This is a genomic window from Mycobacterium sp. NGS39, from assembly GCF_059812765.1.
In genome coordinates this window covers 169,011-194,864 of record NZ_JCALDH010000004.1, presented here as the reverse complement: position 1 = coordinate 194,864, position 25,854 = coordinate 169,011, and the positions used below count along the sequence as shown (strand labels likewise).

The following is a 25,854-nucleotide window of genomic DNA, read 5'->3' as shown; positions in this document are numbered from 1 at the left end:
CTGGTGTCTGATGGCCATCACAGGCCTGCTGGCCGTCGGCTGCGCCGACGCCACGGTTGTAGACACGGGAGAGCCGCCGCAGCGCACGCCGACCAGCACCACGCCGCCCCTCCCCTCGGGCGACCCGAATCTGGTTGACGCATCTGACTACTACGTGACGACGGACGGCCCCACTGGCTACTACTTCACCACCCCGAGCGGGAAGTGGAGCTGCGCGATCATGCCGCATTCGCGAGCGGGTTGTCAGGCATTCGGCGGCCAAGCCCTGGGCGTCGCCGGCGCGCCCGCCACGATCACCACCAGCGACGGCGACACCGTCGCGCCCAATGCGGTTGCGGTCGGCGACGACGATGAACCGGGATTCACCTGGCTCGAGCGTCCGGGGTTCGCCGAGAAGTCCGGCAAGGCGCCGGTATTGGATTTCGGAAAGACATTGGCGGCGGCAGGGTTTCGCTGCAACGTGCAAGAGGCCGGGGTGTCATGTCAGAGCGAGAGCACGAAGAAAGGCTTCACGTTCTCCTCGACCGATTACTCGCCGCACTACACCCCGGTGCCGGGCTGATCAGATCAGCGTTGCGGTGCCGTCGGTTTGAACCTGGACCTTCGCGCCCGCGATGTCCTCGCTGATCGAGGCCGCCACATCCGACGGTGAGGTCATCACCGCCAGCGTGCGCGCGTCACCGGGGGTCCGCACGGCCAAAAACGTCTTCTGCGGCTTTCCGTCACGGTCGAATGGAGCCGTCCACGATTCCACCGTGCCCACGCCGTCGTACTCCTCCAGCGCTGTGCGTGTGGGCTCCCGGTCGACCTCGGATTGCACGTCCTCCCAACGGAATTCAGTGGCGGGCGGTTTGCTGCCGTAGATCCCGATGCTGTGCTTGGTCAGATAGCCGCCGTTGGCGGTGATCAACCCGAGGCTGCCGGGCGTTTCGACGAGCCGCTCGGCCATCGTGCCGATCGAGTGGGTCACGTAGTTGTTCCACGGCCCCCCGGCGAAGGTGAGCCCGCCTGTGACGGTCAGCGGCCGCTGGGGGTCGGCCAGGGGCAGACCCAACTCCGTTGCTGCGACCTGCACGGCGGACGGGAAACACGAATAGACGTCGACGAATTGGAGGTCGCCGATGCCGCATCCGGCGAGTTCCATAGCGCGACGCCCCGCGATCCTGATGGCCGGGCAGCGGTGCAGGTCGGCCCTTTCGCCGAGTGCGTAGGTGTCGTGAGAATCGGTTCCCGCGTAGGGAAACACCCAGCGCTCCGACGGGATCTTGAGTCGAGACGCGGCTTCGGCAGAAGCCAGCAGGATCACCGCCGCCTGGTCGACCATGTTGTTGGAGTTCATCAGCTTCGTGTACGGCCAGCTGATCATCCGGTTCTCGGGTCCCGGCTGCCAGATCTCGTCTGCGTCGAATCTTCTGCGGTTCCAGGCGTTGGGATTGTGTTGCGCGACAGCGCTGAACTGCGCCCACAACTCGCCGATGCGGCGCCGGTGCTCGTCCGACGGCTCTCCCGCGGCGATGCGCAACGCCTGTTCGAACAGCGGGTACACGTTGGCGGGCTGGACCAGCTCGATGCGGATTTCCGCCGGGCCGGCCAGTGCGACGTCGTCCTCACCGCCGGGTGCGGCCGGCACCGTCTCGTCCTGCTGCGGCCAGTCGGGCTTCTGGCCGGCGTTGCGCAGTCGGGTTCTGGTACGCCACCGTTCGGCGCCACCGATCAGGACGACGTCGGCCGCTCCGCGCTGGATGTCCAGACATGCCTGGTTGACCAGTGACTGCGGCACATTGCCGCCGACGCCACTGTATTGCGATGCGAAACCGGTGGCACCGATCTGCTCGCCAAGCAACAGGCCGGGGTCGCGATAGCGCCAGGACAACATCCTGACAAGGCGGATGGCGTCGACGGCCTCCAGCACGCGGGCGTCGGCCGCCTTGCGGGCGGCCAGCGCGATCAGACCGACGGGGTCGGGTGTCTCGCCCTCGTCGTAGTGGTTGATCTGTCCCGACCCGATCAGCACGGGAGTTCGCGGATCGACTGGCATCAGGGCACCTTTCCGTGTGACGTGAAGAGCACACCGTCGGCAATCAGCTTGTCTATCTGGGTGGCCTCGAGGCCGAGCAACTTCTGGCACACCTCACGCGTGTGCTCGCCGGGCAACGGCGCCGGTCGCAGCTCGGCGGGCGGGATGTGCCGGTACGGCGCGGGCCACGCTTCGGCCGGCAGCGCTGCGTCGAACAGCGGATGAACCATGTCGGTCAACAATTTGCGGTGCCGGATCGCGGGATCGGCGAGGACGTCACCGGGACGGTTCATCGGCGCGGCGGGCACGCCGGCCTGCTGCAATATCCGGGCGACATCCGTCTTGTCGAGAGTGCTTGTCCACCTGGCTATTTCACTCTCCAGCGAGGCACAGCCAGCGCAGCCTATCGCGCTGGTGAGCTGATGCCGGTCGGCATCGTTGCGGATCGAGATCACACACCACTCGTCGTCCCCGGCGCAGGGATACACGCCGTGCGCTGTCTGGTCATCGCACACCGGCTGTCCGGCAGTGCGGGCCTCGTCGGCGACATAGGTGATGTCGAGTTGGTTGACCGCAGCCTCGGCTTGCGAAATATGCACGTGCGCAGGCGCTTTCGTGCGGTCGCGGCGGATCAGCGCGGCGAGCGCGGCCACCGCAACGATCCGCGCGACGACGTGATCGGGAAACACGGTGACCGCGTCGAAGAACGACGGCACATCGCCGTGCGTGGCCCACAGCCAGCTCACTCCGGTGGCCGCCCGCACCAACGGGCCGTAGCCCTTCTGGGTGCTCCACGGCCCGGTGTCACCGAACGCGCTGCTCTCGGCCAGGACGATCCGCGGATTGATCTCGAGCAGCCTGTCGTACGAAAAGCCAAGCGAATCAAGAGTTCCCGGCTTGAAGTTGGCGAACACCGCATCGGCACCGGCCACCAGGCGCTCGAACAGCTCCTTGCCGTCGGGTGTGCGCAGGTCCAGCCCGAGCCCATACTCGTTGCGATGGGCCCACGCAAACGCCTCGCTCATCGGCTGACCGGCTCTGGTCTGCCGCAGCCCATCCGGGTAGGCGGCGCTTTCCACCTTCAGCACCTCAGCGCCAAGGTCGGCGAACAGCCGGCCCAGTTCTCCCCCGGCGACGATGATGCCGAGATCGAGGATGCGCAATCCGTCGAATGGACGCACGCCGGCGCCGGTTGTCGCCAATGCGACACGCGGCGAGTGCCATGCGGGATCGTCCGCACCGGCCGCGGGAGCGGCGTGCCGCAGCCCCGCGCGCCGGCCGTCGACAACAAACGGTCCGACCGGCGCAGCCACGTGCACACCGTCGGCGACCTCTAGTGCCGTCAGCGCGCCGGCGGCTCGAAAGTGCTTTGAGCACAGGGCCTGCGCGGGTGTCAGCACCGGCGCGATCGGGACACCGAACCGCTGACCCGCTGTGACGAGGTCGTCCATCGTCTGATCGGCGAACAACTGCGCGATCAGCGCGTTGATCTCACGGGTGGCCGCGAACCGTGCCCCAAGGGTGTCGAACTTGGGGTCGGCGAACTGCGGAGGCTCGCCGAGCCACGACCGCATGGCGCGCCACTGGCGCGGTGACATCACGCAGATCCGGACGAACCCGTCGGCGCACGCGAACGTGGGATACACGTCCTGGTTGCGCGGGCGGCCGCGCCAGCCAGCCGTGCGCTGCGCCAGCGCACCCTGGCCCATCGTGCCGAACGGCGGGTCGAGCGCCTGCACCACTGCCTCGAAGCGCGAGAAGTCGATGTAATCGCCTGTGCCGCAACGTAGTTTGTGGTAGTAAGCAGCCAGTGTGGCCCATGCCGCCTGCGCCGCCGCGGTAGCCGATGCGATGCCGTCGGGCGGTAACACCGGCGTCCCGGCTGGCGGCCCAGAGCGCGACAGCGCCGTGGACATCGCGTAGAGCACCGCATCGGTGGCGCGCCACGATGCATACGGCCCGGAAATGCCGAAATCAGTCACCGACAGCCCGACCAGATGCGGGAACTGCTGGGTCAGTTCTTCGCAGCCGGCACCGAATGCCGCGGCCTGTCCCGGGATCCCGTCGTCGACGAGGATGTCGGCGTCCGCAACGAGTTCGGCGAACCGCCGCCGGTTCGCGACGACGGCGGGATCGAGCACCGCGCTGCGCTTGTTTGCGTTGCGCATCGCAAACGGGATCGAGACACCGGCCACCGTGGGCCGCGCTCGGCGCGAGGGGCTGCCGCCGGGCGGTTCTATCTTGAGCACGTCGGCGCCCAGATCGGCGAGCAGGCGTGTGACCGCCTCCCCCTCACCAGCCGCGACGTCGAGCACCCGCACCCCGGCGAGCGGCAGATCCGCAGCGCTCATGCCGGGCTCACGACAACTGGTAACACGGCTCCCGGCACGGGGTCAGCGTAATGTAACCCGATTCGGGTACCTCTGAGGTCGTGACCTCACCGAGCCCGCCGCTGTCTCCCGTCGACCTCGATCTGATCAACGCCTACTGGCGCGCCGCGAACTATCTGTCAGTGGGTCAGATTTACCTGCTGGACAATCCACTGCTGGCCGAGCCGCTGTCCGAAGCGCACGTGAAACCACGGTTGCTGGGCCACTGGGGCACCACCCCCGGGCTGAACCTGATCTACGCGCACCTCAACCGCGTCATCAAGTCCCGCGACCTAGACGTCATCTACATCGCGGGCCCCGGGCACGGTGGACCCGGACTGGTGGCGAACGCTTACCTGGAAGGCACGTACAGCGAGGTGTACTCCGGCATCGAAGAGAACACCCACGGACTACGAAAGCTGTTCCGCCAGTTCTCTTTTCCCGGCGGCATCCCGAGTCACGTGGCGGCCGAGACGCCGGGCTCTATCCACGAGGGCGGCGAGCTCGGTTATGCGCTGGTGCATGCCTACGGTGCCGCATTCGACAACCCGGACCTGGTGGTGGCGTGCGTCATCGGCGACGGCGAAGCCGAAACCGGGCCGCTGGCCGCCAGCTGGCATTCGAACAAGTTTCTCAACCCGGTCACCGACGGCGCGGTACTGCCCATACTGCATCTCAACGGATACAAGATCGCCAATCCCACAGTGCTGGCGCGCATTTCAGCCGACGAGCTCGACGCGCTGATGCGCGGCTACGGCTACCGGCCGATCGTCGTCGCCGGCGACGATCCGGCGATCGTGCACCAGCAGCTGGCGATCGCTTTCGACGAGGCGTTCGACGAAATAGCGGCGATCCAGCGCGCGGCCCGGCTGGACAACGAGGCGGGCCGGCCGCTCTGGCCGATGATCGTGCTGCGCACCCCCAAGGGCTGGACGGGACCCGCGGAGGTGGACGGCAAGCAGGTTGAGGGCACCTGGCGGTCGCATCAGGTCCCGCTTGCCGAGACCCACACGAATCCGAAGCACCGCAAGCAGCTCGCGGAGTGGTTGCTCAGCTATCGGCCCGAGGAGTTGTTCGACGACGACGGCGCCCTGCGCCCGGAACTGCGGGCGCTGGCGCCAGAGGGCAACCGGCGGATGAGCGCCAACCCCCATGCCAATGGTGGCCTGCTGCTGCGCGACCTCGACCTGCCCGACTTCACCCAGTACGCCGTGGCCGTCGACAAGCCCGGCACCGTCACGCACGAGGCCACCCGGGTACTCGGCACCTTCCTGCGCGACGTGATCGTCCGCAACCCGGACCGGTTCCGATTGATGGGTCCCGACGAAACGGCGTCGAACCGGCTGTCGGCGGTCTTCGAGGCGACCGAGCGCGCCTGGATGGCCGACACCGAACCGGGCGACGATCACCTGTCCCCCGAGGGGCGGGTGATGGAGGTGCTGTCCGAACACCTTTGCCAGGGCTGGCTGGAGGGCTACCTGCTGACCGGCCGGCACGGGCTCTTCAACTGCTACGAGGCGTTCGTGCACATCGTCGACTCCATGGTCAACCAGCACATCAAGTGGCTGACCCGCAACCGCGAACTGCCGTGGCGCCAACCGATCGCGTCGCTGAACTACCTGCTGACGTCGCACGTGTGGCGCCAAGACCACAACGGCGCGTCGCACCAGGATCCCGGCTTCATCGACCACGTGATGAACAAGCGGCCCGAGGTGGTGCGGGTCTACCTGCCGCCGGACGGCAACTGCCTGCTGTCGACGGTCGACCATTGCCTGCGCAGCCGTGACTACGTCAACGTGGTGGTCGCCGGCAAGCAGCCCGCGCTGGCCTACCTCGACATGGACTCCGCGATCGCGCACTGCGCGCGCGGCCTGGGCATCTGGGACTGGGCCAGCGGCGACGAAACCGGTGACCCGGACGTGGTGCTGGCCTGCGCCGGCGACGTCCCGACGCTGGAGACGTTGGCCGCGGCCGACATCCTGCGCCGTGAGCTGCCCGAGCTGAAGGTGCGGGTGGTCAACGTCGTCGACATGATGCGGCTGCAACCGGAATCCGAACATCCACACGGCTTGTCCGACCGCGAGTTCGACGGTCTGTTCACCACCGACAGGCCCGTGATCTTCGCCTACCACGGCTATGCCTGGCTGATCCATCGGCTGACCTATCGCCGCACCAACCATCGGTCGATCCACGTGCGGGGGTTCAAGGAGCGTGGCACCACTACGACGCCGTTCGACATGGTCATGCTCAACGACATCGACCGCTACCACCTGGTGATGGATGTGATCGACCGGGGCGACGGTCTCGGTAGCCGCGCTGCGTTGCTGCGGCAGACGATGGCTGACGCGCGGCTGGCGGCGCGCCGCTACACCCGCGAACACGGCGAGGACCCGCCCGCGATTGCGAATTGGACGTGGGGTGGGTGATTCGGCGCGCGCACGGTCGCTCAGCGACCTCGAGTGCGCCGAGATCGCTAGACTCGACGGCGCTATGTCCGTCAGCGCGCCAGTTCATCCACATCCGATCGCCGCGCAACTGGCCGCCCTGAACCGGCTGCATGTCTACTCCGACATCGCGGTCGTCGTGGTGGTGCTGACGGCGAGCAATCTCATTGCACACTTCACGACGCCGTGGGCGAGCGTGGCGACGGTGCCCGCCGCCGCGGTAGGCCTGCTGGTGCTGCTGCGGTCTCGCGGCTTGGGCTGGAACGAGCTGGGACTGGGGCGCGAGCACTGGAAGACCGGCCTGGCGTACGCAATCGCCGCGGTGGCGCTGGTGGTCACGGTCATCGCGGTCGGCGCGACGCTGCCGTGGACCCGGCCGATGTTCATGAACGACCGCTACGCGACCGTGTCGGGAGCGCTGATCGCCTCGATGGTGGTCATCCCGCTGCAGACCGTGATCCCGGAGGAGCTGGCGTTTCGGGGGGTGCTGGACGGCGCGCTGACCCGGGCATGGGGCTTTCGCGGTGTCGCGGCGGCCGGATCGCTGCTGTTCGGGCTGTGGCACATCGCCACGTCGCTGGGACTGACCAGCGGCAATGTCGGGTTCAGCCGACTCTTCGGTGGCGGCATCGTCGGCGAACTCGTCGGCGTGGTGCTGGCGGTGGCCGCGACCGCGGTCGCCGGGTTCGTCTTCACCTGGCTGCGCCGACGCAGCGGCAGCCTGCTGGCGCCCATCGCATTGCACTGGTCACTCAACGGACTCGGTGCGCTGGCCGCGGCGCTGGTGTGGCACCTGGCGACCTGACGTACGTCCGGCCTACGCTTTGCGGCCGACCTTGGTCTCGAGCAACTCCTTGGCCACCACCACCACAGGCCGGCGCGACTCTTCCGACAACCGAGTGAGCAGCGCGAACGCCTGTACGGCGTCGACGTCGAACCGCTCCATCAACAAGCCCTTGGCCTGGCCGATGATGTCGCGGCTGCCCAGCGCCGACCGGTAGTGCCGGTCGTGGTGCACGGCGTCGAGAGTCAGCGCCACATGAGTGCCCAGGATCTGGCCGGCCTCTTCGGCGTCGGCATCGAGCCGGTTGGGCTCGTCGGAGAAAAGGATCAGCGCACCCCAGCTGTGGATGTGGGTGTACAGCGGCAGGCACAGAAGCGACTGCACCTCGGTCTGCGCGAGCGCCGCGCGGGTGAATTCGGGCCAGCGCGGCTCGTCGGTGAGGTCAGTGACGTGGACCGGGCGTTGGGTGTTACTGGCGTCGACGGCAGGGCCGCCGAAATCCTTGTGCAGTTCCTCTATCAGGTTCGCCGTGCAGCCGGCGGGAGAAACCGTCCGCAACCCCGTTCTGCCGAGGGCCAGCAGTGCGCCGGCACCGGCCACGCCGTCGATGTGCTTGGGGGCAAGGGCGGCGAACTCTTCGACGACGGGCTCATAGTGCGGCCTGGTTTCCCCGTGCACCCGCCGGGCCAGTGCTGCGACCTCTCGGTGAAGGTCGGTGGACGCTGTTCGCGCTGAGGCTAATCCGCAGTCGTAGCCGACGAACTCCATCTCGACCCGGGATTCTGCCGCTCGATCTCTCGTTTCGCTCATGTTCCCGCCACCTTCCCGATCAGGCAGGGGTTCCCTGCATTATCGCGTACTACACCCCGATCGTGGGCAGAACGTCACGGCAACAACACCGCCGCACCGGCAATGCGGCCGTCGGCCAGGTCGGTCAGCGCACGGTCGGCCTGATCGAGTGGATAGGTCGGGTGGCTGACCTCGATGCGGTGCTGTTGGGCGAAAGCCAGGAACTCGCGGGCGTCGGCACGGGTGTTCGACGTCACCGAGCGCAGCTGGCGCTCCTGGAAGAGGTGGCGCTGATAGGACAGCTTCGGGATGTCGCTGAGGTGGATGCCGGCCACCGCCAGCGTGCCGCCGCGGTCCAGCGCCTCCAGCGCCGGCAGCACGAGATCACCGACCGGCGCGAACAGGATCGCCGAGTCGAGCGCAACCGGCGGCGGGTCCGCCGCGCCCTGCACGGACGCCGCGCCCAGGGCACGAGCCAGCTGCTGGGCGGCGGCGCCGCGGGTCATCACATGGACTTCAATGCCTCGAGCCAAGGCCACCTGCGCGGTGATGTGGGCGCTGCCACCGAACCCGTACAGCCCCAGCCGGCCGCCGGGCGGTACCTCCGCGCGCAGCAGCGAGCGGTAGCCGATGATGCCCGCGCACAACAGCGGCGCCAGTTCGGCATCGTCGTAGCCGGTCGGGAGATGGTGCGCGAAAGCCGCTGGGACGGTAGCGAATTCAGCGTATCCGCCGTCGGCGTCCCAGCCGGTGTAGCGGGATTGCGGGCAGAGGTTCTCGCGTCCGCCCACGCAATAGCGGCAGACCCCGCAGGTGTGTCGAAGCCAGGCAATGCCGACCCGGTCGCCGACCGCGAACTCCGGCCCGGCCTGCTGTCCCACCTCGAGCACCTCGCCCACCACCTCGTGACCGGGCGTGACCCCGGGTCGATGGACCGGCAGGTCCCCTTCGGCCACGTGCAGGTCGGTGCGGCACACCCCGCACGCGCGGACCGCCACCAGCAGCTCGTCGTCACCCGGACGTGGGATCTCGGTGCTGACCCGGTCCAGTGGCCGGGAGTTCATCGGGCCGGGTCGCTGCACCCGCCACGCCGTCATCGTGCCGTTGCTCGCCATGGTCCTATCGTGGCGCGGTTCACCGGCGGGCGCCGTCAGTACACGTCGCGCAGATAGCGCTTCGCGGCGACCAGCTCGCGTTTGTAATCGTGGGCTTGCTCGTCGGTCAGCCGGCCGTGGGTCTTGACGATCTTCGTCAGCGCGGCGTCGACGTCTCTGGCCATTCGGGTGGCGTCTCCGCAGACGTACAGGTGCGCGCCGTCCTGCAGCCACGCCCACAGTTCGGCACCTTTCTCGATCATGCGGTGCTGGACGTACACCCGGTCGGCTTGGTCGCGTGAGAAAGCCAGGTCGAGCCGGTTCAAGAATCCGTCGCTGAACATGTCGAGAAGTTCATCGCGGTAGTAGAAGTTGTGCGCGGCGTGCCGATCACCGAAGAACAACCAGTTGCGGCCGCGATCTCCGAGCGCACGCCGCTCGTGCAGAAACGCGCGGAACGGCGCGATCCCCGTGCCAGGGCCGATCATGATGATCGGCGTGCCCGGCTCCTCGGGAGGCCGGAAGTGCGGAGAGTGCTGAAGGAAGATCGGGACCGGCGCGTTCGCGCGGTCCGCAAGGTACGTCGAGCACACTCCCCCGCGTTCGACGCCGTCGGGCCCGCGGTAGCGCACCACGGACACAGTGAGTTGCACCTCGTGCGGATCGACCAGCGGACTGCTGCAGATCGAATACGACCGTGGGGTCAAGCGGACCAGCGCGCTCTGCCACTGCTCGGCGTCGGCGACTACCGGGAATTGCTCGACAAGATCGATCGCATTGCGCCCCACCAGCCAGCGTTCGAACTGAGAAGCGTTGGCCCGCAAGCGCTTCAGTGCCTTGGACTCGATGGACCGCTCGGCCAGGAAGGTGAGCAGACCGGGCGTGACCCGGCAGATGTCGTAGTGCGACGTCAGGGCTTCGCGCAGGGCACATTCCGCGCCGTCGACGACGACGGGTTCGTCGCCGCTGAGGCCGGTGACCGCCAGCCACCTTGCCACCGTCTGCTCGCTGTTCGACGCATAAACGCCGAGTGAATCCCCCACCGCGTAGGTGACGTCGTGCTCGGAGATGTCGAATCCGAGCTGGCGGACTTCCTTTCCGGCCGCCACCGAGGTCAGAGTGACGTTGCGGCTGAGGGGTACCGCAATCGGGCTGGCGCGCGAAAACGGCTCGGCCGGGCGCCTTTCGGGGCGGGGCGGAGCGCTCGGTTCGGCTACCGGCGCCCCGAGCAGCGTGGTGACTTGCTCGGCCCACTGGGCCATCGGCTCCTCGTCGTGGGCCTCGAGCTCGGCGCGTTCGAGTACCGGGGTGGCGCCCAGGTCGGCCAGCCGCGCGTCGATGGAGCGGGCGTGGCCGCAGAAGTCGGCGTATGCGCGGTCGCCGATGCCCAGCACGGCGTACTTCAGACCCGCCAGGGACGGCGCGTCGGCGGCGCCGAGCCGGTGCCAGAAGTCAGCCCCGTTGTCGGGTGGCCCGCCATCGCCGAAAGTGCTTGTCACCACGAGTAATTCAGTCGTGTCGGCCAAATCGGAGAGATGGCAGTCGTCCATGTTCACCAGCCGGGCGGGTCGTTCCGCGCTGTCGAGTCGCCGGGCCAGCTGCGCGGCGACCACCTCGGCGGTGCCGGTTTGCGACGCCCACAGCACCAGCGGCCCACGAGCAGTCGCCTTCTGCCCTCGCGTGTGGTACGCGCCGGCGAGCATGCCGTCGACACGCGCCCGCACCACCAGGCGCACCGGTGCTGACTCCGGCAGCACCGGCGCCTCCGGCAGTGACTGCGGCAGTGTGCTGAAAAAGCCTGCCAGATAATGTGATTCGAGATCAGTCAGCTCCGGCGGGGGCTCCCGGTCGAGTCCCAGTGTGACGCCGACCGGATGCATATCGGCAGGGGGCGCGTCCACCGGCGCCAACGCGACGGCGCATGCCTTGAACTCGGGCTGCAGCGAATCGGGGTCCACGGCGTCGTTGGTGACGGCATTGACCGTGAGATTTTCACCCTGTTCGTCGTTCCAGTGAAACGGCGCGAAACACGTGCCGCGCCTGACCCGGTCGGTCACGACCGCGGGCAGCACCGCCCTGCCGCGACGGGAACGAATCTCCGTCGGCGCACCGTCGACTATCCCGAGCGCCTCGGCGTCCTCGGGATGCACTTCGACGAACGGTGCACCATTCAGCTTGTTCAGCTTCGCCACCGTGCCGGTCTTGGTCATCGTGTGCCACTGGTGTTGCACGCGGCCGGTATTGAGCACCAAAGGGTAGGAGTCGTCGGGCATTTCAGCCGGCTCCAGGTGCGGCCGCGGCAAGAACCTTGCCCGTCTGCTGGCGGTGGGGAACGCCAACCGCGGGCGCCGGCCATCCTTGGTGACGTGTAGCGGTTGGCTGATGCCGTCGTTGAGGTACCGAATCGGGTGGCGCGGATTGTCGTCGTCGGGCGGGCATGGCCATTGCAGCGGGCCGCTTTGGAGCCGGCGATAGCTGGCGCCGCGGAGGTCGTAACCCGTGCCGGGATTGGAGAATTGCCTGATTTCGTCGAAAATCTGCTCGCTGCTCACGTAGTCGAATGCGTGCCCGTATCCGAGCGCCTGAGCCATGAGGCAGATCAGCTGCCAGTCGGGTCTCGCATCACCGCAGGGCGGCACCGACCGTCGCAGCAGCGTCATCGTTCGTTCGGAATTCACCATCACCGCATCGGCTTCCGCCCACAGCGCCGCCGGCAGCATGACGTCGGCGTAGCGGTTGGTGGCGGTGTCGCGGTAGGCGTCCTGGGTGATCACCAGCTCGGCAGCCTGCAGGCCCGCGATGACGGTGTCGCGGTTGGCGATCGACGCGACCGGGTTGGTGGCGATGATCCAGCAGGCCTTGATCTGCCCTGCCGCCATCCTCTCGAACATGTCGATCGTTCCGGAACTGCTATCGGCGCGGATCGTGTCAGCGGGCAGACCCCAGCGTTGTTCGACGAATGCGCGGTCGGCTGCGGACAAGACGGAGCGCTGACCCGGCAATCCCGGGCCCATGTAGCCCATCTCGCGGCCACCCATCGCATTCGGCTGTCCGGTAAGCGAGAACGGCCCGCTGCCGGGCCGGCAGATCGCACCGGTGGCCAGATGCAAGTTACAGATCGCGTTGGTGTTCCAGGTGCCGTGAGTGCTCTGGTTCAGCCCGACCGTCCAGCAGCTCATCCACTCGCCTGCGGCGGCGATCATCTCTGCCGCCCTGCGGATATCGTCGACGGCAACGCCGGTGACGGCGGCCACCCGCTCAAGAGGATAGTCGGCGAGGAAGTCCGGCATCGCGTCCCAGCCTTCGGTGTGCTCAGCGATGAAATCCGCGTCTATGGCGCCGTTTTCGACAAGAAGGTGCAGAATCCCGTTGAGCAGCGCCAGATCTGTACCCGGCCGGATTTGAAGGAAGAGGTCGGCGCGTTCGGCCGTGGCCGTGCGGCGCGGATCGACGACGATGAGTTTCGCGCCCGCGTTGAGCCGTTCGGCCATGCGCAGGAACAGGATCGGATGGCAGTCGGCCATGTTGGAGCCGATGACGAAGAACAGGTCGGCGTTGTCGAAATCGTCGTAGGAGCCGGGCGGTCCGTCGGCACCCAGGGACTGCTTGTAGCCGGTGCCCGCGCTGGCCATGCACAGCCGCGAGTTCGACTCCATGTATGCGGTCCGGATGAAGCCCTTGGCCAGCTTCGTCGCGAGATACTGCGCCTCCAGCGACATCTGACCTGAGACGTAGAACGCGACGGCGTCGGGTCCATGCTCGTCGATGATCGCGCGCAACCGCATGGCGGCGTCGGCGATCGCTTGGTCCAGCGTTATCGCAGCGGGCTCCGCGTCGCGGCGGCTGCGCGTCATTGCGGTGGTCAGCCGAGTCTCGGTGGCGCGCATCACCTCGGCATGCGTGGCGCCCTTCGTGCAGAGCCTGCCGAAGTTCGCCGGATGCAGCTTGTCGCCGCAAACCCGAGCGATCACACGCTGATTCGAGCCGGCGTCGAGGCTGGTGTGCACCTCCATCCCACATCCGACGCCGCAATACGAGCAAGCAGTGCGCGTGACCGTCGGCGATGAATCGGCCTCGCCGAGGACGCGAGGAGCGGGACTGCCCATGGCCGCCATGGTGGCGAGCCACTGTTTTCCAATGTTTCCGGCGAGGTAATCGCGACGTAGCTAGCTGCTCACCGACGCCGCCCGGTCACGGTGAGACGGCGGCTATGCGCACGTCGGAATCCAGCCCGTGGACTGCGACTTAGCTCGGCGGCAGCATTCCCGGCGCCTGGTCCGGGTTCACCGGCACGGGCACCCCGACCTGCGGACCCGCCGGCGGTGCTTGGTTTCCGGCAGGCGGTGCTTGGTTTCCGGCGGGCGGGGCCGTATTGGCGCCGGGCTGTGCGCCGTTGGGCCCCGGTGGTGTTCCCGGCGTGGCCGGCGAGCCCGGCTCAGCGGGCGCGGGCGCTGCCGGCGGTGGAGTGTACGGCCGGATCGACTCGGCCAGCGCCTTGGCGGCCGCCTTGTCGATCGGGTTGTTGGCCGAGCCGAGCCACACCACGAACCAACGGTTGTTCTGGGCTGATTGAGTGCCTTGGCGCGGCGCGGCGTTGCCCAGCGCCGCGGCCCAGATCTGGCCGTTCGGCTTGTTCGGATCGGTGAAGTCGACCTCGTAGTAGGCGGCGTAGCCGGGCACACCGGCGGCGTCAAGCGGAATCTGCTCCTGGTGGATCCGCTGGCCGGGGAACGGCATGTAGAACTCGCCCATATCGGAGGCCAACCGGATCGCGGCCTTCTGGTTGTCCTGTTCGGCGCCCGCGAACAGCCGCAGGTCGAGCTTGCCGAGGAGGATGCTGGTGTCGGTGGGAGCGGGCTGGCCCTGCGCCGGAGTCTTCAGCAGCACGGCCTGGCCGTAGCTGATCCGCGACGCGTCTCCGGGGGTCCAGCCTGCTGGCGGCACGTAGCTGAAGCCGCCGGCTGCCACGTCGACGCGGTTCGCCTCGGGGGCCGGCGCGGGCGGCGCGTTCCCACCCGGCGACGGAGCATTCTGGTCGCCAGGAGCCGGCGCGGGAGCGCCTGGGATTGGTTCGGCAGGCGCAGGCGCGCCTGGATTCGGCTCCGCCGGCGCGGGGGCCTGCGCGCCCGGGTCGCCCGGTGCCGGAGCGGGGGCCTGCGCGCTCGGTGACGGATTGTCAGGAGACGGTGGCGGCGGATCGGCGTGGGCCGCCGCCATCGGCAGCGTTAAGGCCATCGATCCGGCGATCGCCGTCGTGGTCAGCACCCTGCGAAGCCCCGTACGTTGAGATTTCCCCTCCGGCTTTTTCATGACGACGAAATTACCGTGTTACCGCCGTGACGCAAGTGTGTGCTGAGGAGTATTAACCAGTTCTCAGGCAGGATGAATCGCCACTTCGTGAGCCTTGACCGCGAACTGGACCCGCTCACCGGCGACCAGGCGCATCTCGGCTGCGGCCTCGGCCGTCACGTCGGCCGCCAGGCCGGGCGCCCCGTCTGTCTGTTCTGCGGCGCGCACCCGGACGCCGGCGCTGATCGCCTCCAGCTGCGCAACTGTCACGGCCACCGCGTTGCGTGGGCTGCCGTGTGGGGTGTCGCGGAACACCGCGACCGACGACGGGCGAAAGACCGCCACGGCACGGGTGCCGGGGGGCAGCCAGTGGGCGGCGGCGAACCAGCGGCTGCCGTCCGCGGCCCGCAGGGCACCGTCGTCGCCGACCGTGCCGTTGACCAGGTTCACTCCGGCGATCCGCGCGGCGAAGCCGCTTCGCGGGGCGGCCAGTACGTGCGCACTGTCGGCGGACTCCACGATGCGGCCTGCGTCCATGACTAGCACCCGGTCGGCAAGCGTGAGGATGTCGACGAGGTCGTGGGTGACCAGTAGCGCGGCCCGGCCGTCGCGGGCCAGCACCAACCGCAGCACCGCCCGGACGTCGGCGGCCGCAGCCACGTCCAGGCCGGCGAGCGGCTCGTCGAGCAGCAGCACGTCCGGCTCCGCGGCCAGCGCCCGCGCCAGCGCCACCCGCTGCGCCTGCCCGCCGGACAGTTCGCGTGGCGCGCGCTCGGCAAGCGTGGCGGCGTCGACCTGAGAAAGCCATTGCCGGGCCGCCCGGCGCGCCGCCGGACGTCCGCGTCGACGTGTGCGCGGTCCGAAGGCGACGTTGTCGAGAACAGACAGGTGCGGAAACAGCAGCGCATCCTGCAGCAGCATGCTGATGCGGCGGGCGTGGGCGGGCACGAACGCACATGATGCGGTGTCGGTGAGCACGCGTCCGCCCGAGGCCACGTAGCCGGTGTCTGGGCGCAGCAGTCCGGCGATCACATGCAGCACGGTCGACTTGCCGGCGCCGTTGGGGCCGATCAGCGCGACCACCTCACCGGCCGCCACCTCGAACGTCACATCCACGTCCCGCCGCGCGACCCGCGCCTGCACGGTTACCCCGGTCATCGGTACGGCTCCCCCGCGCGCAGTTGGCGTGCGCCGACCGCGACCACCACCACCGCCGCCACCCCGACGAGCAGCATCGACAGCGCCACAGCCGAGTCGGCGTCGGCCTCGCGTTGCAGATAGATCTCGAGCGGCAGGGTTCGCGTCACTCCAGGACGCGAGCCGGCGAACGTCAGCGTCGCGCCGAACTCACCCAGGGACCGCGCGAACGCGAGCACCGCCCCGGACACCAGCCCGGGCGCCAAGAGCGGCAGCGTCACCCGCCACCACACCGTCGTGGGCCGTGCCCCGAGCGTCGCGGCCACGTCCTCGTACCGCCCGCCCGCGCTGCGCGCCGCACCTTCCAGCGCGATCACCAGAAACGGCAGCGACACGAACGTCTGGGCCAGCACCACCGCGGTCGTACTGAACGCAATGTGGACACCGGCCGCGTCGAGATAGCGGCCGAGCAGTCCGAGCCGGCCGAACGCATACAGCAGCGCGATGCCGCCCACCACCGGCGGAAGCACCAGCGGCAACAAGATCAGCGGCCGCACCAGCCGCACCAGCCGGCCTTCGCTGCGGGCCAGCACCAGCGCCATCGGCACGCCCAGCACCAGGCACAACGCGGTGCTGGCGACGGCCGTGCGCAGGCTCAGCAGCAGCGCGGTGCGCGACGGCGCGCTGCCGATCAGCCCGGCGAAGTTCGGCCAGTCCACCTTGACGGCCATCGCAACCAGCGGGAGGCCGACGAATACCACGCCTGCGACTGCGGGAATGTAGAGCCATCGCGGCAGCCCGACCGGCCGGGTCACGAATCAGACCCTAGACAGTTGCAACCCGGCGCGCCTGACTGCAGCCGCTAGCTACCGTCCAGTAACATCGGTCCGAACACCATTCCGCCGACAGGAGGCTTGCGATGGAGGTGCTTGTCACCGGCGGCGACACCGACCTGGGCCGGACGGTCGCCGAAGGTTTCCGCGACGCCGGGCACCAAGTGGTCATCACCGGCGCTCGCCGCGACGAGCTCGAAGTGGCCGCCAAGGAACTCGACGTCGACGCCGTGGTGTGCGACTGCACCGACCCGGCCAGCCTCGCCGAGGCCGTGCCGCTGCTGCCCCACCATCTCGACACGATCGTCAACGTGCCCGCCCCTCCGTTCGACCCGGGTGACCCGCGCACCTACTCGCTGACCGAGCGTGCAGCCGCATGGCGCAACAACCTCGACGCCACCGTCCTTGCGGCCGTGCTCATGGTCAGCGCGATCGGCGACCATCTGCGTTCGGGCGGGTCGATCGTCAACGTGGTCGCCGGCAGTCCTCGCGAGGGCACCCCAGAGGCGGCCGTCAAGGCGGCGCTGTCCGACTGGACGGCTGGCCAGGCCGAGTTCTTCGGAACCCGCGGCATCACGATCAACACCGTGGCGTCCGGTCGCGGCGCCCAGGCCGGTTATGACGGTCTATCGACCGGGGTGCCGGCCAGTGCGGACAGCGAAATTGCCCGTGTCGCTTTGTTTTTGACGACGCCTGCCGCGCGTCACATCACCGGCCAGACGCTGCACGCCAGCCACGGGGCGTTCGCGCACTGGGGCTGATCCCGCCGCGCGAGGTTACTGTCGAATCCGTGACGATTCGACTCGGCTACCAGATTCCCAACTTTTCGTACGGCACACCGGTCTCGGAGTTGTTCCCGACGGTGATCCGTCAGGCGCAAGAAGCGGACCAGAGCGGTTTCGACGCGGTGATGCTCATGGACCACTTCTACCAACTGCCGATGCTCGGCAGTCCCGACCAGCCCATGCTGGAGGCGTACACCGCCCTCGGCGCCCTCGCGACCGCGACCGACAACGTCCAACTCGGCACGCTCGTCACCGGCAACACGTACCGCAACCCCACGCTGCTCGCCAAGATCATCACCACGCTGGACGTCATCAGCGCCGGCCGCGCGGTGCTGGGCATCGGCACCGGCTGGTTCGAGCTCGAGCACGAAAGCCTGGGTTTCGAGTTCGGCACCTTCACCGATCGGTTCAACCGGCTCGAAGAGGCCCTGCAGATCATTGTGCCGATGATCAAAGGCGAACGGTCGACGTTCGACGGCACGTGGTACCACACCAAGGACGCCTTCGCGAATCCCCGCCTGCGCGAACGGATTCCGCTGTTGATCGGCGGCCGGGGCAAGAAGAAGACATTCCGGTTGGCCGCCCAGCATTTCGACCACCTCAACATCATCGGTGGGTTCGACGAGTTGCCGGGCAAGCTGGCCGCGCTCGAGCAGCGCTGCGACGAGGTCGGCCGCGACCCGGCGACGCTGGAGACCAGCATGCTGGTGACCGCGCTGGTCGACGACAACGCGTCGGCCGACCAAGTCCCACCGGAGATGAGTCAGCGCATGGTGGTCGGCAGCGTCGACTCGATCGCGGAGCAGATCAAGACCAAGGTGCTCGACGCCGGTCTGACCGGCGTGATCGTCAACCTGGCGGTCTACTCCCCCGGCGTCGTCGCGAAGCTGGGCGAGGCGCTCAAGCCGCTGGTGAGCTGACGGCAGCAAAGCGCCGCGGTGGCGAATGCCACTGGGTACACCTCGCGACTGTGCAGTGTGGTCCGACTACCGTGGAGCTAGTCCGCAGATCCCCGCCTGTCGAGGAGCCACCATGAGCGCGCAGTCCCCGGCCACGGCCGAACCGAGACGTCGGCATCAGGTCGTCGTGATCGGGTCCGGCTTCGGTGGGCTCACCGTGACCAAAGCGCTCAAGCGCGCCGACGTCGACATCAAGATGATCGCCCGCACCACCCACCACCTGTTCCAGCCGCTGCTGTATCAGGTTGCCACCGGCATCATCTCCGAAGGCGAGATCGCTCCTGCCACCCGCGTGATCCTGCGGCGGCAGAAGAATGCTCAGGTGCTTCTCGGTGATGTCACCGCGATCGACGTGGCCAACCGCAAGGTGACCTCCGAGCTGCTCGGCCACACCTACGTCACGCCGTACGACACGCTGGTGATCGCGGCCGGAGCGGGCCAATCCTATTTCGGCAACGACCATTTCGCCGAGTTCGCACCCGGTATGAAGACCATCGACGACGCGCTGGAGCTGCGGGCGCGGATTCTGTCGGCGTTCGAACAGGCGGAGCGCTCGAGCGATCCGGCGCGGCGCGACAAGCTGCTGACGTTCACCGTCGTCGGCGCCGGCCCGACCGGTGTCGAAATGGCCGGGCAGATCGCCGAATTGGCCGACCACACGCTCAAGGGCACGTTCCGCAACATCGACTCGACGAAGGCCCGGGTCATCCTTCTCGACGCCGCGCCTGCAGTGCTGCCGCCGATGGGTGAGAAGCTGGGGCGCAAGGCGGCCGAGCGGCTGGAGAAGATGGGCGTCGAAATTCAGCTGAACGCGATGGTCACCAACGTCGACCGAAACGGCTTGACGGTCAAGGATTCCGACGGCACCACCCGTCGTATCGAGTCGGCGTGCAAGGTGTGGTCGGCCGGCGTCTCGGCCAGCCCGCTGGGAAAGCAGCTGGCGGACCAGACGACCGTCGAACTCGACCGCGCCGGACGCGTCAAGGTGTTGCCCGACTTGACCATTCCGGGTCACCCGAACGTGTTCGTGATCGGCGACATGGCCGCCGTCGAAGGGGTGCCGGGCATGGCTCAGGGCGCGATCCAGGGTGCCAAGTACGCGGCCAACTGCATCAAGTCAGAACTCAAGGGCGCCGATCCCACACAGCGCGAGCCGTTCCAGTACTTCGACAAGGGCTCGATGGCGACGGTGTCGCGCTACAGCGCGGTGGCCAAGATCGGCCCGCTCGAATTCGGCGGCGTCATCGCGTGGCTGGCCTGGCTGGTGTTGCACTTGGTGTATCTGGTCGGGTTCAAGACGAAGATCACCACGCTGCTGTCGTGGACCGTCACGTTCATCGGCCGCAACCGCGGCCAGCTGACCATCACCGAGCAGCAGGCATTCGCGCGCACCCGGATCGAGCAGCTCGAGGAGATCGCTGCGACAGTGCAGAGCGAGGCGGCCAGCTAGCGCTGGACGTCAGCGAGGTTCTGCAGGCGCACCTGGCCTCGCGCCACCACGCGGTCCTTCTCATCTGTGATGGTGACCTGCCACAGTTGCTGACGGCGGCCCCGATGGATCGGGGTGGCCACCGCCTCCACCGAGCCGCCGCCGATCGCCCGCAGGAAGTCGGTGTTGTTGTTGACGCCGACGACCGTGCCGCCGCCGTTTTCGGACAGCCACACGTGACCGCAGACGCTGGACAGGCTTTCGACGATCGCGCAGTAGACGCCACCGTGGACGATGCCCCACGGCTGAAGCAGTTTGTCGGTGATGTCGAGGCGCGCGCGGCCTTCGTCGGGAGTGACGTCCAGATACGTCAAGCCGATTTCGCTGTCGAATCCTTTACCGAACTCCAGTGATTGCGTCGTGGACACACAAAAGTGTCTACACGGCTCCAGCGCTGAAGATGAGACGGGGCCCCGCGTCAGATCGACGGCGGGGCCCCGTTCAGGATGGACCGGGAGTCGCTGCAGCCCTCAGCACTCCACGCGGTCCATTAGCTGATGCGTGGTGCGTTGCGCACCGGGAGGCCGAAGCTGGTGAATGCGTCGAGCACCGACTGTGCGCGGCGCATCCCGGTCTCGCCGCAGGTGCCGGCCAGTTGAGGAATCTGCGCGCCTGCGGTCACCACGGCTGAACCGACCATGCCCCACATCGTGGCCACCGGCAGCGCGCCGCAGCTGACCGCGTGCACGTGCCGGAAGAGCGGCGAAAGCGCGCGGTGGCAGCGATGCGCGGTCCAGGTCGCCAGCGCCGCCTGGCTCGGCAGCCGCACCACGCGCTCTCCGTCCACAGGGTCGTCGGCGACGACGCGCAAGGTGGGGTCGACGACCCCCGCCCAGTCGATCTCGCCTTCGGAGTCGAAATGCACCCACAGGTTCTCCAGGCCCGGGTCCCACGCCCGCGCCTCCAGGATCACCAGCGCCACCACGCGGCCCACCACGGTGTAGGCCAGCGCGGAGGCCAATTGCGACGCGGCGGCCCGATTGTCCATCTCGCGGGCTGCGGCGGCGAACATCGTGTACAGCCGATCGCTGGTCAACGCCGCGGCCAACGGCCACCACCGCCGCCGGCCGACATCGGCCATCGCGGCCACCCCGTACATCCGCGGGCACATCGGGTTCAGCTCGCGCAGCCGCCGGCTCGATTCGTGCAACGGCAACGGGCGGACCGTCGTCATCGCCGCGATCAACGGATCGTCGACCAGGACCGTCATGCGTTCCTCCTTGAGTTAGGCTAGCCTAACCACAATGGGTCGGTCGGCGTCAATACAGACTGTGATCGGTCACATACGACACTCAGTAGTAAGCCAGGAGTAGGCTTGCGTTATTGCCGCAGGAGATGTGCCGTCTGCGGATGCGAGGAGCAAAGCAACCATGGCCAAGTTGACTCGGTTGGGTGATCTCGAACGCGCGGTCATGGATTATCTGTGGGCGGCGCCCGGGCCCCAGACCGTCCGCCAAGTGCACGAGGCACTGTCCGCCGAGCGGGACCTCGCCTACACCACGATCATGACCGTGCTGCAGCGGCTGGCGAAGAAGAACCTCGTCGTCCAGCACCGCGACGACCGCGCGCACCGCTATGCCCCCACCAGGGGCCGCGACGAGTTGGTGGCAGGCCTGATGGTCGACGCGCTCGACCAGGCCGCCGACTCGGGAAGCCGCGAGGCCGCGCTGGTGCACTTCGTGGAACGCGTCGGCGCCGACGAAGCCGCCGCGCTGCGTCGTGCACTGGCCGAACTCGAGGCCAAGCATGCGGCACCCGGTGACAGCCCGGACTCCGGCTGAGAGAGACTTAGCGGGTGTCCGCGCTGGCCTTCGTCCTTCTTGCGCTGACCCTCGCCGGCCCCGTACCGGAGATGCTGGCCAGGGCCTCCTGGCCGATGCGTGCCCCACGGGCCGCGGTCGTGTTGTGGCAGTCGATCGCGGCGGCCGCGGTGCTGTCCGCGTTCAGCGCGGGCATCGCCATCGCCAGCCGGCTGTTTGTTCCCGGCATGGACGGTCGGCCCACCGCCACACTCTCCACTGAGATCAGCGCGCTCGGCCTGCCGCTGGGCCTGACGTACCTCGCGGTGTTCGCGGTCACGCTGCTAATCGGTGCGCGGCTCGTCATCGCGGTGCTGCAGGTCGCCATCGCCACCCGGCGCAGGCGCGCTCACCACCGCATGCTTGTCGACCTGCTGGGCGCCACGCGCGCGGGCCACCTGCGCATCCTCGACGTTTCGGCGCCGATGGCCTACTGCCTGCCGGGTGTGCGCAGTCGCGTCGTGCTCAGCAAGGGTGCGTTGAACACGTTGAGCGACAAGGAGATCACCGCGATCCTGCGCCACGAACGCGCGCATCTGCGGGCCCGGCACGACCTGGTGCTGGAGATGTTCACTGCGGTGCACGCAGCGTTTCCCCGGCTCGTTCGCAGCGCCCGGGCGCTGGACGCGGTACGGCTGCTGGTCGAGATGCTTGCCGACGACGCCGCGGTGCGCGCGGCTGGGCCTACACCGCTGGCCCGCGCGCTGGTGGCGTGCGCGGCCGGTCCGACGCCGTCGGGTGCGCTGGCCGCCGGCGGTCCGAGCACCGTGGTGCGGGTGCGCCGGCTCTGCGGCCGCGGCAACAGCGTGGTGCTGTCCGCGGCTGCCTACCTGGCCGCTGCCGCCATCCTGGTCGTGCCGACTGTCGCGCTGGCCGTGCCATGGCTGACCGAATTGCACCGGCTCTTCGTCGCATAGCGAAAATCCCAGCGCCACAACCGAACACACGAAAGGGCTACCTATGCCGCAAGCAGACCCCACCGCTCAGATCGGCGTCACCGGGCTGGCTGTCATGGGTTCCAACATCGCTCGCAACTTCGCCCGCCACGGCTACACCGTCGCACTGCACAACCGGTCGATCGCCAAGACCGACGCGCTGCTGGCCCAGCACGGCTCGGAAGGAAAATTCGTCCGCACCGAGACGATGGCGGAATTCGTTGCAGCTCTTGAGAAGCCGCGGCGGGTGCTGGTCATGGTCAAGGCCGGCGATCCGACGGACGCGGTGATCAACGAGCTGGCCGAGGTGATGGAGGAAGGCGACATCATCATCGACGGCGGCAACGCGCTCTACACCGACACCATCCGCCGCGAGAAGGCGCTGCGGCAGCGGGGTCTGCATTTCGTCGGTGCGGGCATCTCGGGCGGCGAAGAGGGCGCGCTGAACGGACCGGCGATCATGCCGGGCGGCCCGGCCGAGTCGTACAAGTCGTTGGGCCCGCTGCTGGAGGAGATCTCCGCGCACGTCGACGGGGTGCCGTGCTGCACCCACATCGGGCCCGACGGCTCCGGCCACTTCGTGAAGATGGTGCACAACGGCATCGAATACTCCGACATGCAGCTGATTGGCGAGGCGTACCAGCTGCTGCGCGACGGTTTGGGCTACTCCGCGCCGCAGATCGCCGACGTGTTCGCCGAATGGAACACCGGCGACCTCGATAGCTATCTGATCGAGATCACCGCCGAGGTGCTGCGCCAGACCGACGCCAAGACCGGCGCCCCACTGGTGGACGTCATCCGCGACGAGGCAGAGCAGAAAGGCACCGGGCGCTGGACGGTCAAGTCCGCGCTGGACCTAGGTGTGCCGGTCACCGGCATCGCCGAAGCCGTGTTCGCCCGCGCGCTGTCCGGCTCGGTTGCCCAGCGCACCGCGACGGTCGGACTGGCCTCCGGCGAGCTAGGTCAAAAACCAAGTGATGCAAGCAAATTCACCGAAGACGTGCGTCAGGCGCTTTACGCGTCGAAGATCGTGGCCTACGCCCAGGGCTTCAACCAGATCCAGGCCGGCAGCGCGGAATACAACTGGAACATCGCCCCGGGCGATCTGGCCACGATCTGGCGCGGCGGCTGCATCATCCGCGCCAAATTCCTCAATCGGATCAAAGAGGCGTTCGACGAGGACCCCGATCTTCCTACGCTGATCGCCGCACCGTATTTCCGCAGCGCGGTCGAGGCGGGCATCGACAGCTGGCGCCGCGTCGTCGGCACCGCCACACAGTTGGGCATCCCGGTGCCGGGGTTCGCGTCGGCGCTGTCGTACTACGACGCGCTGCGCACCGAGCGCCTGCCTGCCGCGCTCACCCAAGCCCAGCGCGACTTCTTCGGCGCGCACACCTACGAGCGGATCGACGCCGACCGCGGCCGCAAGTTCCACACCCTGTGGAGCGGCGACCGCAGCGAGGTCGAGGCCTAGCGCACCGCTGGCCGCGCGCGAGCAGACGCGGAATCGCGTTACCTGCTCTCGCTGCGTGCGATTCCGCGTCTGCTCGGCGAGGGCGGCTGCGTCACTAAACTCGGCGACATGCGCTTTGTGGAGGGCCACCCGCCCTCGTACGACCTGACCTACGACGACGTCTTCATCGTTCCGAACCGCTCGGACGTCGCGTCGCGGTTCGACGTCGACTTGTCGACGGTCGACGGATCGGGCACCACGATCCCGGTGGTGGTGGCGAACATGACCGCGGTGGCCGGCCGCCGAATGGCCGAGACCGTGGCCCGTCGCGGCGGCATCGTGGTGCTCCCGCAGGATCTGCCGATCACCGCGGTTGCGCACACCGTGGAATTCGTCAAGAGCCGGGATCTGGTCGCCGACACCCCGGTCACCCTCGAGCCGGACGACTCGGTGTCCGACGCATGCGCGCTGATCCACAAGCGCGCGCACGGCGCCGCGGTCGTCGTGTTCGAAGGCCGCCCAATAGGGTTGGTCACCGACGCCGTGTGCGCCGGTGTCGACCGGTTCACCCGAGTGCGCGACGTGCTGGTCGCCGACTTCGTCACCGCGCCCGCGCACACTGACCCGCGCCAGGTGTTCGACATGCTCGAGCACGCCCAGATCGACGTGGCGGTGCTCACCGACCCCGACGGCACGCTCGCCGGTGTGCTGACCCGCAGGGGTGCGCTGCGGGCGGGTATCTACACCCCGACGGTCGACGCTGCCGGCCGGCTGCGGGTCGGTGCGGCGATCGGGATCAACGGTGATGTCGGCGCGAAGGCCACCGCGCTCGTGGAGGCCGGTGTGGACCTGCTCGTGATCGACACCGCCCACGGCCACCAGACCCGGATGATCGACGCAGTCAAGGCGGTGGCGTCGCTGGACCTGGGCGTGCCGGTGGCGGCCGGCAACGTCGTGTCGGCCGAGGGCACCCGCGAGCTACTGGGTGCGGGAGCGACGATCGTCAAGGTCGGGGTGGGACCCGGCGCGATGTGCACCACCCGCATGATGACCGGGGTGGGCCGGCCGCAGTTCTCCGCAGTGCTCGAATGTGCCACTGCCGCAACGCAAATGGGCGGTTACGTGTGGGCCGACGGCGGAGTGCGTCATCCTCGTGACGTCGCGCTGGCGCTGGCGGCGGGCGCGTCGAACGTGATGATCGGATCATGGTTCGCCGGCACCTACGAGTCCCCGGGCGATCTGCTGCACGACCGAGACAACCGGCCGTACAAGGAGAGCTACGGCATGGCGTCCAAGCGTGCGGTGGCCGCGCGCACCACCGCGGACAGCGCCTACGAGCGAGCCCGCAAGGCGCTGTTCGAGGAGGGCATCTCGACGTCGAAGATGGGCCTCGATCCTGACCGCGGCGGTGTCGAGGACCTGCTCGACCACATCACCTCCGGGGTGCGCAGCACCTGTACCTACGTCGGTGCGTCGACCATCGCCGAACTGCACGAGCTGGCCGTCGTCGGCGTGCAGTCGGCGGCCGGCTTCGCCGAAGGCCACCCGCTGCCGATGGGCTGGTAGCAGCTCCCCTCGCCCGCTTTCGGCGCCTTGGCGCGCCTGCTCGCCCCGAGATCAAGTCAGCCTAACCTCACCCAAACTGTCGACACTTAGGTTTGGCAATGCTAACTTTGGG

Annotated in this window: 20 protein-coding genes; 10 read left to right on the top strand and 10 right to left on the bottom strand. The window is 68.2% G+C overall.

Annotation, left to right across the window (positions count from 1 at the left end; all coding sequences use genetic code 11):
* Nucleotides 1–10: 10 nt before the first annotated feature.
* The gene (locus AC5Y39_RS07610) at nt 11–562 is read left to right on the top strand and encodes a hypothetical protein (protein WP_500016780.1); all 552 of its coding nucleotides are present in this window, start codon (nt 11–13) and stop codon (nt 560–562) included.
* On the opposite strand, the gene AC5Y39_RS07605 is transcribed toward AC5Y39_RS07610, so the two are convergent.
* Both AC5Y39_RS07605 and AC5Y39_RS07600 read right to left on the bottom strand, forming a co-directional pair.
* Complete coding sequence (locus AC5Y39_RS07605; protein ID WP_500016782.1) at nt 563–2,038, bottom strand: acetyl-CoA acetyltransferase; 1,476 nt, start codon at nt 2,036–2,038, stop codon at nt 563–565. It lies immediately after the preceding gene.
* Entirely contained in the window at nt 2,038–4,368 is a 2,331-nt protein-coding gene (locus AC5Y39_RS07600; protein ID WP_500016784.1) for a CaiB/BaiF CoA-transferase family protein, read from the bottom strand. The genes AC5Y39_RS07605 and AC5Y39_RS07600 overlap by 1 nt, the downstream gene beginning before the upstream one ends.
* Nucleotides 4,369–4,448: 80 nt before the next feature.
* On the opposite strand from AC5Y39_RS07600, the gene AC5Y39_RS07595 reads away from it, so the two are divergent.
* A complete protein-coding gene (locus AC5Y39_RS07595; RefSeq protein WP_500016785.1) occupies nt 4,449–6,812 on the top strand; it encodes a phosphoketolase family protein in 2,364 nt (787 codons plus the stop codon).
* A 64-nt stretch (nt 6,813–6,876) separates the two neighbouring features.
* On the top strand, nt 6,877–7,635 hold the full coding sequence (locus tag AC5Y39_RS07590; protein ID WP_500016787.1) for a CPBP family intramembrane glutamic endopeptidase: 759 nt from the start codon (nt 6,877–6,879) through the stop codon (nt 7,633–7,635).
* Nucleotides 7,636–7,647: 12 nt separating this feature from the next.
* Here the strand turns inward: AC5Y39_RS07590 and AC5Y39_RS07585 are convergent, their stop codons facing one another.
* The 6 genes from AC5Y39_RS07585 to AC5Y39_RS07560 all read right to left on the bottom strand — a co-directional run bounded on the left by AC5Y39_RS07585 (nt 7,648) and on the right by AC5Y39_RS07560 (nt 16,738).
* Nucleotides 7,648–8,424: a GAF and ANTAR domain-containing protein gene (locus AC5Y39_RS07585; RefSeq protein ID WP_500016789.1), complete on the bottom strand. Its 777-nt coding sequence runs from the start codon at nt 8,422–8,424 to the stop codon at nt 7,648–7,650.
* 74 nt (nt 8,425–8,498) lie between these two features.
* Nucleotides 8,499–9,518, bottom strand: coding sequence for a zinc-binding alcohol dehydrogenase family protein (locus tag AC5Y39_RS07580; RefSeq protein ID WP_500016791.1), 1,020 nt, complete (start codon nt 9,516–9,518; stop codon nt 8,499–8,501).
* A 35-nt stretch (nt 9,519–9,553) separates the two neighbouring features.
* On the bottom strand, nt 9,554–13,603 hold the full coding sequence (locus tag AC5Y39_RS07575) for a bifunctional nitrate reductase/sulfite reductase flavoprotein subunit alpha (protein ID WP_500016793.1): 4,050 nt from the start codon (nt 13,601–13,603) through the stop codon (nt 9,554–9,556).
* Between the two features lie 139 nt (nt 13,604–13,742).
* Nucleotides 13,743–14,807, bottom strand: a complete 1,065-nt coding sequence (locus AC5Y39_RS07570) for an APA family fibronectin-binding glycoprotein (RefSeq protein WP_500016795.1) — start codon at nt 14,805–14,807, stop codon at nt 13,743–13,745.
* Nucleotides 14,808–14,870: 63 nt separating this feature from the next.
* Nucleotides 14,871–15,944, bottom strand: coding sequence for a sulfate/molybdate ABC transporter ATP-binding protein (locus AC5Y39_RS07565; protein WP_500016797.1), 1,074 nt, complete (start codon nt 15,942–15,944; stop codon nt 14,871–14,873).
* Nucleotides 15,941–16,738: an ABC transporter permease gene (locus AC5Y39_RS07560; RefSeq protein ID WP_500016799.1), complete on the bottom strand. Its 798-nt coding sequence runs from the start codon at nt 16,736–16,738 to the stop codon at nt 15,941–15,943. Before AC5Y39_RS07560 ends, AC5Y39_RS07565 begins: the two co-directional genes overlap by 4 nt.
* 104 nt (nt 16,739–16,842) lie before the next feature.
* On the opposite strand from AC5Y39_RS07560, the gene AC5Y39_RS07555 reads away from it, so the two are divergent.
* The 3 genes from AC5Y39_RS07555 (at nt 16,843) to AC5Y39_RS07545 (ending at nt 19,950) form a co-directional block, all read left to right on the top strand.
* Nucleotides 16,843–17,517: an SDR family oxidoreductase gene (locus AC5Y39_RS07555; RefSeq protein WP_500016801.1), complete on the top strand. Its 675-nt coding sequence runs from the start codon at nt 16,843–16,845 to the stop codon at nt 17,515–17,517.
* 29 nt (nt 17,518–17,546) lie between these two features.
* Nucleotides 17,547–18,461 carry an LLM class F420-dependent oxidoreductase gene (locus AC5Y39_RS07550; RefSeq protein WP_500016803.1) on the top strand — a complete coding sequence of 305 codons (915 nt, stop codon included), beginning with the start codon at nt 17,547–17,549 and terminating at the stop codon, nt 18,459–18,461.
* 112 nt (nt 18,462–18,573) lie between these two features.
* The gene (locus AC5Y39_RS07545; protein WP_500016805.1) at nt 18,574–19,950 is read left to right on the top strand and encodes an NAD(P)/FAD-dependent oxidoreductase; all 1,377 of its coding nucleotides are present in this window, start codon (nt 18,574–18,576) and stop codon (nt 19,948–19,950) included.
* On the opposite strand, the gene AC5Y39_RS07540 is transcribed toward AC5Y39_RS07545, so the two are convergent.
* Both AC5Y39_RS07540 and AC5Y39_RS07535 read right to left on the bottom strand, forming a co-directional pair.
* Nucleotides 19,947–20,357 carry a PaaI family thioesterase gene (locus tag AC5Y39_RS07540; RefSeq protein ID WP_500016806.1) on the bottom strand — a complete coding sequence of 137 codons (411 nt, stop codon included), beginning with the start codon at nt 20,355–20,357 and terminating at the stop codon, nt 19,947–19,949. The two genes, AC5Y39_RS07545 and AC5Y39_RS07540, sit on opposite strands and share 4 nt — an antisense overlap.
* Before the next feature lie 122 nt (nt 20,358–20,479).
* The gene (locus AC5Y39_RS07535) at nt 20,480–21,199 is read right to left on the bottom strand and encodes an iron reductase (protein ID WP_500016808.1); all 720 of its coding nucleotides are present in this window, start codon (nt 21,197–21,199) and stop codon (nt 20,480–20,482) included.
* Between the two features lie 160 nt (nt 21,200–21,359).
* Between AC5Y39_RS07535 and AC5Y39_RS07530 the strand changes: the two genes are divergently transcribed.
* The 4 genes from AC5Y39_RS07530 to AC5Y39_RS07515 all read left to right on the top strand — a co-directional run bounded on the left by AC5Y39_RS07530 (nt 21,360) and on the right by AC5Y39_RS07515 (nt 25,742).
* Complete coding sequence (locus AC5Y39_RS07530) at nt 21,360–21,770, top strand: BlaI/MecI/CopY family transcriptional regulator (RefSeq protein WP_500016810.1); 411 nt, start codon at nt 21,360–21,362, stop codon at nt 21,768–21,770.
* A gap of 14 nt (nt 21,771–21,784) precedes the next feature.
* A complete protein-coding gene (locus AC5Y39_RS07525) occupies nt 21,785–22,705 on the top strand; it encodes a M48 family metalloprotease (protein ID WP_500016812.1) in 921 nt (306 codons plus the stop codon).
* A 43-nt stretch (nt 22,706–22,748) separates the two neighbouring features.
* Nucleotides 22,749–24,197, top strand: coding sequence for an NADP-dependent phosphogluconate dehydrogenase (gene gnd, locus AC5Y39_RS07520; RefSeq protein WP_500016814.1), 1,449 nt, complete (start codon nt 22,749–22,751; stop codon nt 24,195–24,197).
* A gap of 108 nt (nt 24,198–24,305) precedes the next feature.
* Complete coding sequence (locus AC5Y39_RS07515) at nt 24,306–25,742, top strand: GuaB1 family IMP dehydrogenase-related protein (protein ID WP_500016816.1); 1,437 nt, start codon at nt 24,306–24,308, stop codon at nt 25,740–25,742.
* The last annotated feature ends 112 nt before the right edge of the window (nt 25,743–25,854 follow it).